Source organism: Pseudomonas sp. 34 E 7, assembly GCF_900005715.1.
GTDB classification, from domain to species: domain Bacteria; phylum Pseudomonadota; class Gammaproteobacteria; order Pseudomonadales; family Pseudomonadaceae; genus Aquipseudomonas; species Aquipseudomonas orientalis_A.
The window spans coordinates 21406-33324 of the sequence record NZ_CVTX01000135.1 but is presented as its reverse complement, the minus strand read 5'-3'; the positions used below and the strand labels follow the sequence as shown (position 1 = coordinate 33324).

At 61.6% G+C, this 11919-nt stretch carries 13 protein-coding genes; 9 read left to right on the top strand and 4 right to left on the bottom strand.

Annotated features, from left to right (window positions below; genetic code table 11):
- Positions 1-163 precede the first annotated feature (163 nt).
- Positions 164-1102: a LysR family transcriptional regulator gene (locus BFP96_RS12660; protein WP_065936328.1), complete on the top strand. Its 939-nt coding sequence runs from the start codon at positions 164-166 to the stop codon at positions 1100-1102.
- Between the two features lie 55 nt (positions 1103-1157).
- Here BFP96_RS12660 and BFP96_RS12655 read toward each other — a convergent pair whose 3' ends face one another.
- Entirely contained in the window at positions 1158-2357 is a 1200-nt protein-coding gene (locus BFP96_RS12655; protein WP_065936327.1) for a hypothetical protein, read from the bottom strand.
- 293 nt (positions 2358-2650) lie between these two features.
- Here BFP96_RS12655 and BFP96_RS12650 point away from each other — a divergent pair, with 293 nt between their 5' ends.
- The 3 genes from BFP96_RS12650 to BFP96_RS12640 are packed head-to-tail and all read left to right on the top strand — an operon-like array spanning position 2651 to position 6697.
- Entirely contained in the window at positions 2651-3109 is a 459-nt protein-coding gene (locus BFP96_RS12650) for a (2Fe-2S)-binding protein (RefSeq protein WP_065895606.1), read from the top strand.
- The gene (locus BFP96_RS12645; protein ID WP_065936326.1) at positions 3109-5340 is read left to right on the top strand and encodes a xanthine dehydrogenase family protein molybdopterin-binding subunit; all 2232 of its coding nucleotides are present in this window, start codon (positions 3109-3111) and stop codon (positions 5338-5340) included. The genes BFP96_RS12650 and BFP96_RS12645 overlap by 1 nt, the downstream gene beginning before the upstream one ends.
- A gap of 16 nt (positions 5341-5356) precedes the next feature.
- The gene (locus tag BFP96_RS12640) at positions 5357-6697 is read left to right on the top strand and encodes a c-type cytochrome (protein WP_065936325.1); all 1341 of its coding nucleotides are present in this window, start codon (positions 5357-5359) and stop codon (positions 6695-6697) included.
- Positions 6698-6826: 129 nt separating this feature from the next.
- Here BFP96_RS12640 and BFP96_RS30880 read toward each other — a convergent pair whose 3' ends face one another.
- Complete coding sequence (locus tag BFP96_RS30880) at positions 6827-6976, bottom strand: hypothetical protein (protein WP_163002802.1); 150 nt, start codon at positions 6974-6976, stop codon at positions 6827-6829.
- 243 nt (positions 6977-7219) lie between these two features.
- Here BFP96_RS30880 and BFP96_RS12635 point away from each other — a divergent pair, with 243 nt between their 5' ends.
- The 5 genes from BFP96_RS12635 to BFP96_RS12615 all read left to right on the top strand — a co-directional run bounded on the left by BFP96_RS12635 (position 7220) and on the right by BFP96_RS12615 (position 9342).
- Complete coding sequence (locus BFP96_RS12635) at positions 7220-7522, top strand: hypothetical protein (RefSeq protein WP_065936324.1); 303 nt, start codon at positions 7220-7222, stop codon at positions 7520-7522.
- A 103-nt stretch (positions 7523-7625) separates the two neighbouring features.
- On the top strand, positions 7626-8378 hold the full coding sequence (locus BFP96_RS12630) for an OBAP family protein (RefSeq protein ID WP_065936323.1): 753 nt from the start codon (positions 7626-7628) through the stop codon (positions 8376-8378).
- A 98-nt stretch (positions 8379-8476) separates the two neighbouring features.
- Positions 8477-8758 (top strand): hypothetical protein, encoded by a 282-nt coding sequence (locus BFP96_RS12625; RefSeq protein WP_065936322.1) that lies wholly within the window; start codon positions 8477-8479, stop codon positions 8756-8758.
- A gap of 90 nt (positions 8759-8848) precedes the next feature.
- Positions 8849-9106, top strand: a complete 258-nt coding sequence (locus BFP96_RS12620; protein ID WP_065896152.1) for a DUF6555 family protein — start codon at positions 8849-8851, stop codon at positions 9104-9106.
- Entirely contained in the window at positions 9103-9342 is a 240-nt protein-coding gene (locus BFP96_RS12615; RefSeq protein ID WP_065895599.1) for a hypothetical protein, read from the top strand. The genes BFP96_RS12620 and BFP96_RS12615 overlap by 4 nt, the downstream gene beginning before the upstream one ends.
- A 535-nt stretch (positions 9343-9877) precedes the next feature.
- Here the strand turns inward: BFP96_RS12615 and BFP96_RS12610 are convergent.
- Together BFP96_RS12610 and BFP96_RS12605 are read right to left on the bottom strand one after the other, a co-directional pair.
- The gene (locus tag BFP96_RS12610) at positions 9878-10735 is read right to left on the bottom strand and encodes an SDR family oxidoreductase (protein ID WP_065895598.1); all 858 of its coding nucleotides are present in this window, start codon (positions 10733-10735) and stop codon (positions 9878-9880) included.
- A 115-nt stretch (positions 10736-10850) separates the two neighbouring features.
- On the bottom strand, positions 10851-11919 hold a 1069-nt coding region (locus BFP96_RS12605; RefSeq protein WP_256548974.1), incomplete at its 5' end, for a sensor domain-containing diguanylate cyclase.

The following is an 11919-nucleotide window of genomic DNA, read 5'->3' as shown; positions in this document are numbered from 1 at the left end:
GATCATCGCGGCTCACGCGCTGGTCGTTGATGTAATGCTCAAGGGTAGTGGACATGGCAGGCGCTCCAAGTAGTTGGCGTTGGCACCCACCTTAGGCTTTCGATTTGTTCCGAACCAGAGCAGAATCCTGAACTTATTGTGCACACTGGCGAACAATACCCCCATGGAAAAAGCCGAGATCGAAGGGCTGTGGACCCATATCCACTGGCTGTCGGTGCTGGAAGAACAAGGCACCTACACCGCCGCCGCCGCGCGCCTGGGCGTGAGCAAGTCAGCGGTGAGCCAGCGTATTTCCGACCTGGAAAAGGCCACCGGCACCCGCCTGGTCACGCGCACCACGCGCAGCGTACGGCTGACCGACGCGGGGCTGTCGTTGACCCGCGAAGTGCGCAGCGCCTATGAACACATCGCCCGCAGCTTTTCTTCGGTGCGCGACCAGGCCGGAGAAGCCCGCGGCCTGGTGCGGCTCACCGCGCCCGTGGCGTTCGCCCGGCAACAGCTGGTGCCGCACCTGCCGCAATTTTTGCAGCAATACCCGCAGGTGCGTATCCAGCTGGACGTGTCCGACGCCCTGAGTTCACTGGCCGCAGAAGGCTACGACCTGGCCGTGCGCCATGGTTTCCAGATCCCCGAAACCCATGTGGCCTGGAAGCTCTGCGACACCGCCTCGGTGCTGGTCGCCACCCGCGACTACCTGCAGCGCCATGGCGAACCCGGCGCGCCGAGCGAGCTGTCGGCGCACAACTGTTTGTTCTACCCACGCGGCACCGACCAGCCGGCCTGGACCTTCGAACGCGGCAGCCAACACATCGAACGCCTGACCATCCCCATCGCCGGCAGCTTCGCCACCAACAACAGCGAAGCCCTGCGCGACGCGGCGCTCAACCACCTGGGCATCGCCCTGCTGCCGGACTTCAGCGCCCATGCGGCGCTGGCCGAGGGCAAGCTGGTGCAAGTCTTGAAGGGTTGGACGCTCAAGGGCGCGTTTGCCGATGAGATCTACCTGATTCGGCCGTACTCGCCCCATGTGCCGAAGTCAGTGAGTGCGCTGGTGGGGTATCTCAAGGAAAAGCTGTTGGGGGGATTTCGATTCCTGGATTAAGCCAACGTCAGCGACAGCCCCCCACAATCAGTCAGGCCACCTTGCACCAGGGCTTTTAAGGAGCATCCAGAATTCGATGAAAAAGAAAACTCAAGCCCTCACCCGCCTTGAAGTTCCAGACCTCTGGTGTGCCATCCGCCTTCAGGAAACTGCATGGTTTATCGCCTTGATACTCAGGCATTGAAAGCTGACAAAAGGCAGTGAGTCTGGAAAAAATATCGCGGTACTTACCCGCCGACCGTTGCGCAATACTGCCGCACGCCAGAAAAGCTGAATAAGTCAGCATCTTGTGCGCGCGGGCTTTAATCAAATTTTCAGAGTCAGGCGGCTGGGTCAGAAGTTCGTCGGCTTCAACAAAATCGAGGTATTTTTCCAGCGCTCTTCTTGGACACCAGAAAGACCAAAGACCACATACCATAATGGGTAAGTTGCAGTCGCTGGCCCCATCAGTACTCAGTGCGTTGCGCCAATTTGGCGCAATATCGCTGCACTCCAATGCATTCAGGTCGGCACCTTCGCGATAGATGAAATAGGCAGGAAAGCAATCGATGGCGTCTTTCAATGCCTCATGAAAAAAACTGGCGTGAACACTGTTGGTCAACGCATCGTTGGCGTCACCGATCACCCGCAACTGGTTGGCAACACCGCCGTGAGATCGGGCACCAAAAGGCCCATTAAGCCGCCACCCACCACCATCAAGTTGCTCGATGTCCTTCAACTTGTAGTGTTCGAGCGGAACAACGAAGCGCCTGAACAGGTTCGCATAACTTTGTGGAAAATACCGCGCCGCGAATAGCCACCCCACCACGCTGTCTTTATCCAGCAAGCGTGATTCGATATCAGAATTTTTCAAAATTTCGTAATCGAAAGTGCTGTGTTTCTTCAAGCCTTCCAGCTTGGTGATCAAGGGGCCGCTGGGGGTCGTTGAGTAAAATCCAACGAACTTGGTACAGCCATTGGAGACGACGGCCGACAGCGGATCGTATTCCTTATCGGCCCCCACGGCGTTATCGCTATGGGCATAATGTTTGCAACTGACCAGCAGCACATCGCCATTCAAGCGGACCTTGAGGTCCATATCATTGTCAGGGCCCCTCATTGGGCCGGACTCGACGATGCCCCCCATGACCTTTGTAAAGTACTCCTCGGCAAACTTCTCGAACGCGTCCAGTTCATCCCTGGCCTTGGCCTTCTTTCTGGCTTTGCGCTGTTTTGGGCTTGCCGTAGGAATTTCACGAAAATCCAAAATACCCACATGACCTCCTGGTCGTATCGCTTCATGAGTCGGAATAACGCTCACCGACGTGGAATAGCATAGCGCCCATCATAACGGCAAAGCAGATTGCGTAATCCTCTTGAATACTTGCCTGATCCTCCGACTTATCAACGATCTGCATAGATGGCGCTTGTGCAGTCGTCTACAGTCCAACGAGTGCGCGCGCGTTCGAGATGAACACTTTTTTCGACGCAGCGGCCGTGGGCACTTCATGTCGTTGATGCCCCATAAAAATAAAGCACCACCCACCGATGATCAGCAGGTAAGCCGCCATGCAATTACGTATTAACCAACAGGCCTATGAGGTCGATGCCGACGCCGACACGCCATTGCTGTGGGTGATCCGCGACGACCTGGGCCTGACCGGCACCAAGTACGGCTGCGGCCTGGCCCAGTGCGGCGCGTGTTCGGTGCTGGTGGACGGCAACGTGGTGCGCTCGTGCGTCACGCCGGTGGCCGGTGTGGTCGGTCGCGAGATCACCACCATCGAGGCCATTGAGGCCGATGACGTGGGCAAACGCGTGGTCGCGGCCTGGGTCGAGCGCCAGGTGGCGCAATGTGGTTATTGCCAGTCCGGGCAGGTCATGGCGGCCACCGCGCTGCTCAAGCACACCCCGGCGCCCTCGAAGGCGCAGATCGACGCGGCGATGGTCAACCTGTGCCGCTGCGGCACCTACAACGCCATCCATGCCGCCATGGATGACCTGGCCGCCGGGAAGGAGACCGTCTGATGAGCACTATCCTGCCTGACGTAACCCTCGACGCGCCGGTCAACCTGTCGCGTCGGCGCTTCCTGGCGAGTACCGCCGTCGGTGCACTGGTGATCGGCTTTGGCCTGCCGCTGGGCACATCCCGGGTGCAGGCCGCCACCGGCGCCGGCGCCGAACGCGGCACCCAGGTGCCGGCGTTCCTGGAGATCCGCCCGGACGGCAGCGTGCGCCTGCTCAGCCCCTTCATGGAAGGCGGCCAAGGCACGCACACCGCCATGGCGCAGATTATCGGCGAGGAGTTGGATGCCGACCCGGCGACGTTCACCGTTGAAGCCGCGCCGCCCGGCGAGGCCTATGTGGTGATGGAAAATGGCATGCGCATTACTGGCGGCAGCATGTCGGTGCGCATGAGTTACCCGACCATGCGCCGCCTCGGCGCCCTCGCCCGGGCCATGTTGCTGCAGGCCGCTGCCGAGCAGCTGAATGTACCGGTCGCCCAACTGACCACCCAACCCGGCCGCGTGCTGCACGCCGCGTCGGGCCGATCGCTGGGTTACGGCGAGTTGGCCGGGCGCGCCCTGGACATGCCGGTGCCGGACCCTGCCGGCATCACCCTGCGCGACCCGAGCCAGTTCCGCTGGATCGGCAAGCCGGTCAAACGCCTGGATGCCTATGACAAATCCACCGGCAAGGCGCAATACAGCATCGACCTGAAAGTCGACGGCATGCTCCACGCCGCCGTGCAGCACGCGCCGCGCCTGGGCATGAGCGTGGGCAGCCTGCGCAATCAGGCTCAGGTCGAGGCCATGAAGGGCGTGCATTCGGTGCACACCTTGCCCGGCGCCGTGGCAGTGGTGGCCGAACGCTGGTGGCACGCCAAGCGCGCCGTTGAAGCGATCCAGGTGGACTGGCTCGACGCCGCCGCCGACTCCAGCGTGCGCGCAATGCCGGCGGACTTTTCCAGCGACAAGTACCGTGACTTTCTCGCCACTCAACAGGGCCCGGCCCGTGACGAAGAAAACACGGGAGACGTAGCCGCCACGCTGGCCAGCGCCAAAACCCGCGTCGACGCCACCTATCACAATCAATACCTCAACCACGCCCAGCTGGAGCCGCCCTCGGCGCTGGCGCGCTACAACCCCGACGGCACGCTGGAGGTGTGGCTGCCGAACCAGGCGCCGGATATGTTCCGCGCCGACATCGCCAAGCGCACCGGCCTGGCCATTGAACAAATCACCCTGCACTCCCCGCTGCTGGGCGGTTTTTTCGGTCGGCACTTCCTGTATGACTCGGCCAACCCGTATCCGCAGGCCATCGCGCTGACCAAGGCCGTCGGTCGTCCGATCAAGCTGATCTGGAGCCGTGAGGAAGAATTCTTGCGCGATGTGCTGCGCCCGGTCGCGGTGGTCAAGTTCCGTGCCGCGCTGGATGACAAGGGCCTGCCGCTGGCCATCGAAGCGGTCAGCGCCACCGAAGGCCCCACCGAAGCGATTGCCGGCAAACAGGGCGACAAGCTCGACCCCACGGCCCTCGAAGGCCTGTCGGGCAAGAGCTATGCGATTCCCAACACGCGCATCGCGCAGATCTACGTCAAAGGCCCGGCCATGCTCGGCTACTGGCGTTCGGTGGGCAATTCGTTGAACGACTTCTTCTACGAAGCGTTCCTTGATGAACTGGCGGACAAAGGCGGCCATGACCCGTACGAACTGCGCCTGCACCTGCTGCGCGACAATGCGCGGCTGACCACGCTGCTGCAAGCGGTGGGCGAATTGTCCGGCGGCTGGAAGCGCGGGCCGTTCACTGCCGAGGACGGCAGCCGCCGTGCCCGTGGCGTGGCGATGGCCTCGCCCTTTGGTTCCCACGCGGCGGTGGTCGCCGAGGTGTCGATCGAGCACGGCCAGGTCAAGGTGCATGACATCTGGCAGGCCATCGACCCCGGCAGCATCGTCAACCCGGCGATCATTGAAGCCCAGGTCAACGGCGCCGTGGCCCTGGGCCTGTCGCAAACCTTGCTGGAGGAAGCGGTGTACGTGGACGGCATGCCACGGGCGCGCAACTACGACCTTTATCCGATCCTGCCGCCGTCGCGGATGGCGCGGGTGCACGTGAAGATCGTCGAGAGCGGCGAAAAGATGGGGGGCATCGGCGAACCGCCGTTACCGGCCGTGGCACCGGCGGTCGCCAATGCGGTAGCCCGGTTGACCGGCCAGCGCATCCGCAGCTTGCCGTTGAGCCGCTACACCTTCAGTTAACCCACAGGGAACGCCCATGAACAACCGCCGATTCGCAAGAACCGCAGGCTGGCTGGCGCTGCCCTGCCTGATCGTCGCGGGCCTCTTGGCCTGGTACGTCACCCGCGAGCCCGCCTCGCCGTTCGAACAGGAACACGCCACCGGCCTGGACCCGGCACTGGTCAGTCGCGGCGAGTATGTCGCCCGTGTGAGCGACTGCGTGGCCTGCCACAGCCTGGCGGGCAAAGCGCCGTTTGCCGGTGGCCTGGAGATGGCCACGCCGCTGGGGGCCATCCATGCCACCAACATCACCCCCGACCGCGACCATGGCATCGGCCGCTACAGCCTCGCCGACTTCGACCGTGCCGTGCGCCACGGCGTGGCACCGGGCGGGCGCCGCCTGTACCCGGCCATGCCCTACCCGTCCTACGTAAAGCTCAGCGACGACGACGTGAAAGCGCTGTATGCGTTCTTCATGAAAGGCGTGCAACCGGCCAACCAGGCGAATATCCCCAGTGATATTCCCTGGCCGCTGAACATGCGCTGGCCCATCGCCCTGTGGAATGGCGTCTTTGCCCCCACAGCGCCCTACGCGGCCAACCCCGGCCAGGACGCGCTGTGGAACCGTGGCGCGTATATCGTCCAGGGCCCCGGCCACTGCGGCAGTTGCCACACGCCGCGCGGCCTGGCGTTCAACGAGAAGGCCCTGGACCAATCCGGCGCGCCCTTCCTCGCAGGCGCCCTGCTCGACGGCTGGTACGCGCCCAGCCTGCGCCAGGACCCCAACACCGGATTGGGCCGCTGGAGCGAGGCGCAGATCGTGCAGTTCCTCAAGACCGGGCGCAACCAGCATGCGGTGGTCTACGGTTCGATGACCGAAGCGTTCAACAACTCCACGCAGTTCATGGCCGATGACGACCTGGCCGCCATCGCCCGCTACCTCAAGTCCCTGCCCGGCGACCCTCAGCGTGACGGCACGCCCTGGCAGTATCAGGCGGCCGATACGCGCCAGGACATTCCCGGCGCCCACACCTACGCGACCCGCTGCGCCTCCTGCCATGGCCTGGACGGCAAGGGCCAGCCGGAGTGGATGCCGCCGCTGGCCGGCGCCACTTCGGCGTTGGCCAGGGAAAGCGCCTCGGCGATCAACATCACCCTCAACGGCTCACAACGGGTGGTGGCCGCCGGGCTGCCGGACGCCTACCGCATGCCGGCGTTCCGCGAGCAATTGTCCGACCAGGAGATTGCTCAGGTGCTGACCTATGTGCGCAGTACGTGGGGCAATCAGGGTGATGCGGTCGACGCCCAGTCAGTAAGCAAATTGCGCGGACATACCGATCCGGCCAGCGCCAGCCCGATCATTTTGCACATGCGTTGATACACAGCGATCCAATGTGGGAGGGGGCTTGCCCCCGATAGCGGTGGGTCAGTCACCTCTTCATTGACTGACACCCCGCCATCGGGGGCAAGCCCCCTCCCACATTTTGCTCCAGGTTGCTCCAGGCACTTACTTGCTCTCGTCGGCCTTGCCTTCCTGCATCTGCACCGACGATTTGCTGCCGCCTGTGTTGTCCTTGGTGGTGTTATCGGAATTATCGAAACACCCGTGCAACAGGAACACGCTGCAAAGGCTCAAGCCCATATAAAACTTTTTCATGAAATCACCTGATGAGTGAAGGAAATATCGCCAACCCTTGGTGCATGTGGCCAGTACCGGGAGGCAAACGTTCCGCCCAGAGGCGGCGAGACGACGAGTGGTTTGCTGTTGACCTGCTAGCATTTACGCAAAGAATATTCGCGCTAATCTTGATCCGCTACGGCCTGCTGCTGGTGTCCCGAAAAACATCCCGTCTCTCATCCGTGGGCTGAATGCAGCGACACCAACAGAGCGAGGCTTCCCATGCCGGATACCCCTGCCACACCAGCGCAACACTGCACGATCGATTACCTTCAAGACACGCTGTTCGGTGCAAACCCGCTTTCCTGTGAGTGCCAGGCCCGGATTACGCAGCACGGCGAGTGCGTCACGTTGCGTATCCTGTCGCCCTGGCCGGAAACGTTGGCGAAGGCCCATACGCTTACGATCAAGGCAGAAGGCCGCACCTATCATGGCGTCCTCCTGGAAGCCCAGGCATCCGGTGCAGATGAACTGGTGCTGGCTGTTGAACGTCAGCCGCAACGGCCGGGGGCAATCGATCACTGACCCACGCCGCAGCCAATGCGCACAGGCGCATCAATCCGGTTGAACACCCACCTCGGCAGGCTTTCTAGATGTGCTCTACCAACGCCCATGGAGGGACTGCCCAATGACGATTACCCGCCTGCATTCACTGTGCCTGGCGATTTCGATTGCCGCGCTGACCGCCTGCGCCGGCAATGATTCGGCCTCGAATGTCGTCGCGCCCGGCGAGGCCAAGTCACCCACTACGCGCAGCCTCGACGCCGGCGCCGCGCTGTTGCAATCGCGCCCGCCCATCGACGCGCTGAATGCCTACCTGGATGGCTTCCACTTCTACAACGGCCATCCCGACGTGCAGATGGAAGCCCATCACTACTGCGCCATCCTCAACGAGGAGGTGATCCAGTGCGTGATTTACGACGGCAATCGCAAGGATGCCAAGTTGATGGGCGTGGAGTACATCATCAGCGAGCAATTGTTCAGCACGCTGCCTGCGGCGGAAAAGGCGCTGTGGCACAGCCATGTGCACGAGGTGAAATCCGGCCAACTGGTTGCCCCTGGGATTCCGCAGGTGGCCGAACACGCATTGATGGAAAAACTCGTGCACACCTACGGCAAGACCTGGCACACCTGGCATACCGACCTGCACAAGCGCCTGCCGTTGGGTGTTCCGCAACTGATGATGGGGTTCACCGCAGACGGCCAGGCCGACGCGAAGATGGTCGCCGAGCGGGATCAGCGGATGGGGGTCGACAGTGCCCGCAAAAAGACCGATCGCGCCGACATCGTCGCTCCGCCCATCGCGCCCGGTGCGGACGCCTGGCGTGAGGGCAACATCATCCAGATCGTCGACCCCACCCAGGCTCCCCACCAGCACTGACGGCAGCAGCCGGTCATTTGGATTGAACGATCATTTGCCGGCGCTTGCCTCACAAGAATCGGGGCGCGTTCGTTGCCCTTCGCACAAGGAGTCCATCCATGTCTTATGACCATCAAGGCACCGCCAGCGTCATTACTGCTTCGCGCCACCTGGGCACCGAAGATGATGAACTGCTGAATGAGAACGTCGATATAAAAATGACCTGCAGCGGCAAGCCCACCATTGTCCGTGTGGATTTTTCCAGCCCGCTGCAATGGCCCGGGCATCCGAACTTCGTCACGGTCAATCTGCCCGACGGCACATCTGTCAGCGGTGTAATCGTAGAATTACAACGCCCGGCCGACGGGCCAGGCTGGGTCACCTACACGGTGGACGACTGAGACCGAGCGCAGGTCATCGCCTTGTCTGACAACTTCTTTGAATTATTCTTGACGCCAAATATCTGTAGTTCGTGAGCATAGGGAGACCTCATGAAAAACAACGAGTTATTCACCATCAATTATCAGCTTCACGGCGAGCCCAGGTCGTTTATCGTACGCGCGGCGCGCATGAATAACGCTGAAGCATGGCACTGGGCCAGTTGCGATGCCGGCGTGGCGGTCATCCCCAGGTTCGGGCAAAACAATCTCAAGCGCGTCTCCAAGCCGATGGCGGAAAAATACGGCATTACGGACGTGCGCTGGTGCGGTGCGGCAGCTATCCAGTGGGCGGAGGGCGTTACACAATGAACGGTCAGGTGCAGGACGTTACAACGCGGCAGACAGTCAACGCCGAGGTGGCGCACAACAGTCAGATGTTTTTCGAAGCGGATCGACTGGAGGCCCTGGCGTACAAAATCATCGAATCCTATAGCGGCGATGCGGCCATCTGGGCGCGTTTCACCGAAGCCAAGAAGTGTGCGGATGCGCAGCGTACGGCGGCTTATCGAGAGTGGATGCGTATCCACCGCACAAGGAAGAAGTAAACCAAAAGCCCGAAAGCACTGAATATCCACTGTGGGAGGGGGCTTGCCCCCGATGGCGGTCTGTCAGTTATAAAAACTTGACTGATACACAGCCATCGGGGGCAAGCCCCCTCCCACATTTTGGATTTGCGCAGTGCTCGGCATCTTCAGCAGCCCCCGCCTGAGTCGCGTAATCACCTCACGAAGATGAAGTAAACCAATAATCCGAAAGCACTGAATATCCACTGTGGGAGGGGGCTTGCCCCCGATGGCGGTCTGTCAGTTATAAAAACTTGACTGATACACAGCCATCGGGGGCAAGCCCCCTCCCACATTTTAGACTTGCACAGTGCTTGGCATCGTCAGCAGCCCCCGCCTGATTCGCGCATTCACCGCACGAAGATGAAGTAAACCAATAATCCGAAAGCACCGAATATCCACTGTGGGAGGGGGCTTGCCCCCGATGGCGATCTGTCAGTTATAAAAACTTGACTGATACACCGCTATCGGGGGCAAGCCCCCTCCCACATTGAGGCCTGCTCTGTTTCCAACTTCCTTAGAGAATCGGCTTGCCCCCGGTCACGCCATAGCGCTCGCCAGAGATATAACTGCCCTCATCGGACGCCAGCAGCACATAGATCGGTGCAACCTCCACCGGCTGGCCTGGCCGACCCAGCGGCGTGTTGCTGCCAAACTCCTTCACCATGTCGTCGGTCATCGTGGACACGATCAACGGCGTCCAGATCGGCCCCGGCGCCACGCTGTTCACGCGAATGCCGCGCTCGCCCAGCATCTGCGCCAGGCCTGCGGTGAAGTTCGCGATCGCGCCCTTGGTCGCCGCATAAGGCAGCAGTGACGGATTGGGCATGTCGGAATTGACCGAGGTGGTGTTGATGATCGAACTGCCCTTGGCCATGTGCGGCAGCGCCGCCTTGCAGATCCGGAACATCGCGGTGATGTTGATGTTGAAGGTTTTTACCCAGTCTTCGTCGGGGATGTCTTCCAGCGATTTGTAGGTCATCTGGAACGCGGCGTTGTTGACCAGCACGTCGATACGTCCGAACTGCTTGACCGTGTCATTGACGATGGCGCTGCACTGCGCGGCCTCGCCCAGATCGCCGGGCAACAACAGGCACTGGCGCCCCGCCGCTTCGACCCAGCGCGCGGTCTCTTTCGCATCCTCGTGTTCATCCAGATACGACACCGCAACGTCGGCACCTTCGCGGGCAAAGGCAATGGCCACCGCACGCCCGATACCGCTGTCGGCGCCGGTGACCAGGGCAATCTTGTTGGCCATGCGGCCCGAGCCTTTGTAGCTTTGCTCACCGCAATCAGGCATTGGCTCCATCTTGCGCTGGTCGCCGGGAACGGGCTGCTGCTGTGGCTTGAAGGGTGGTGTTGGGTAGTGGGTCATCGGATTCCCTCCTGTGTATGGATAGTGTTGCGAGGGCTATCCGAGCACGATAGTTCAGAGCAATTTCAGGAAAATCAGATGACCGTTGCGTTGGCTTTTTCAGCCCTTGGCGTGCTCAACTCAGCGCAAAACCGTTGCGCCCCGCCGACTTCGCGCCATAAAGCGCCTTGTCGGCGGCCTCGATGAAGCCGAGCACAGGCTCCAGTTCCGCACTGGCTGCCGCCGCCACGCCGACACTCACGCTCACGCGCCCCAACGGGCTGCCCGGATGCTCGATGTTTTCCCGCTGCAGCCGATCAATGATCTGTTGCGCCACCACCACCGCGCCATCGCTGTCGGTCGCGGGCATGATGATGGCTAATTCCTCTCCGCCGTAACGCGCCACCAGATCCGAGGGGCGCCGCACGCAGGTCTCCAACAAGGCGCTGACCCGCTGCAGGCAGGCATCGCCGGCGACGTGACCGACGGCATCGTTGTAGCGCTTGAAATAGTCGATATCGATCATCAGCAAGGCCAATGTCGTGCCGTCGCGTTGCGCCCGACGCGCTTCCAAGGCCAAGGTCTCATCGAAGCAGCGACGGTTGGCCAGGCCGGTCAGCGCGTCCTTCATCGCCAGTAATTCAAGCTGCCGGTTGGACTCCAGCAGCTGTTGCTGGGCGATACGCAGCGCCTCTTCCACCTGGGTTCGCCGGCGAATATCGAGGATCAGGAACCAGCCGATCAAACCCGTCAGCCCAAGCAGCCCCGCCACCACCACCGCCGACAACACCGCTTCCATACGCCAGGCCGCCAGCGACTCGTGCTTGCCCAGGGCAACAGTGGTAATCAATGGCAGGCTTTCGCTTTTGCGGAAGGCATAGAGGCGCTCTACGCCATCCAGGCTGGAGGTGTACGACGCGGTGCCGACGGAGCGGTCGATCAGATACTGGGAATAGATGGGCGAATTGGAAAAGTTGCGGCCCATGTCCTGCTCGCGGAAGGGGTAGCGCACCAGCAGGGTGCCGTCGGTATAAGACAAACCGATGGCGCCTTCCTGGCCGATGTCGAGTTTGCCGAATACCCGCAGAAAGTTTTCCACCCCCAGGGTCACGGCGACCACCCCGGCGAAGTGGCCGGCCGCGTCATCGAAGCGGCGGCTGATGGTCACTACCCACTCTCGGTTGGTATGGCTCTGAATCGGCGGG

Excerpts from the sequence above, each read along its gene's own strand:
- BFP96_RS12660 (WP_065936328.1), top strand. The coding sequence starts at position 164 with ATGGAAAAAGCCGAGATCGAAGGGCTGTGGACCCATATCCACTGGCTG.
- BFP96_RS12650 (WP_065895606.1), top strand. The coding sequence starts at position 2,651 with ATGCAATTACGTATTAACCAACAGGCCTATGAGGTCGATGCCGACGCC.
- BFP96_RS12645 (WP_065936326.1), top strand. The coding sequence starts at position 3,109 with ATGAGCACTATCCTGCCTGACGTAACCCTCGACGCGCCGGTCAACCTG.
- BFP96_RS12640 (WP_065936325.1), top strand. The coding sequence starts at position 5,357 with ATGAACAACCGCCGATTCGCAAGAACCGCAGGCTGGCTGGCGCTGCCC.
- BFP96_RS30880 (WP_163002802.1), bottom strand. The coding sequence starts at position 6,976 with ATGAAAAAGTTTTATATGGGCTTGAGCCTTTGCAGCGTGTTCCTGTTG.
- BFP96_RS12635 (WP_065936324.1), top strand. The coding sequence starts at position 7,220 with ATGCCGGATACCCCTGCCACACCAGCGCAACACTGCACGATCGATTAC.
- BFP96_RS12630 (WP_065936323.1), top strand. The coding sequence starts at position 7,626 with ATGACGATTACCCGCCTGCATTCACTGTGCCTGGCGATTTCGATTGCC.
- BFP96_RS12625 (WP_065936322.1), top strand. The coding sequence starts at position 8,477 with ATGTCTTATGACCATCAAGGCACCGCCAGCGTCATTACTGCTTCGCGC.
- BFP96_RS12620 (WP_065896152.1), top strand. The coding sequence starts at position 8,849 with ATGAAAAACAACGAGTTATTCACCATCAATTATCAGCTTCACGGCGAG.
- BFP96_RS12615 (WP_065895599.1), top strand. The coding sequence starts at position 9,103 with ATGAACGGTCAGGTGCAGGACGTTACAACGCGGCAGACAGTCAACGCC.
- BFP96_RS12610 (WP_065895598.1), bottom strand. The coding sequence starts at position 10,735 with ATGACCCACTACCCAACACCACCCTTCAAGCCACAGCAGCAGCCCGTT.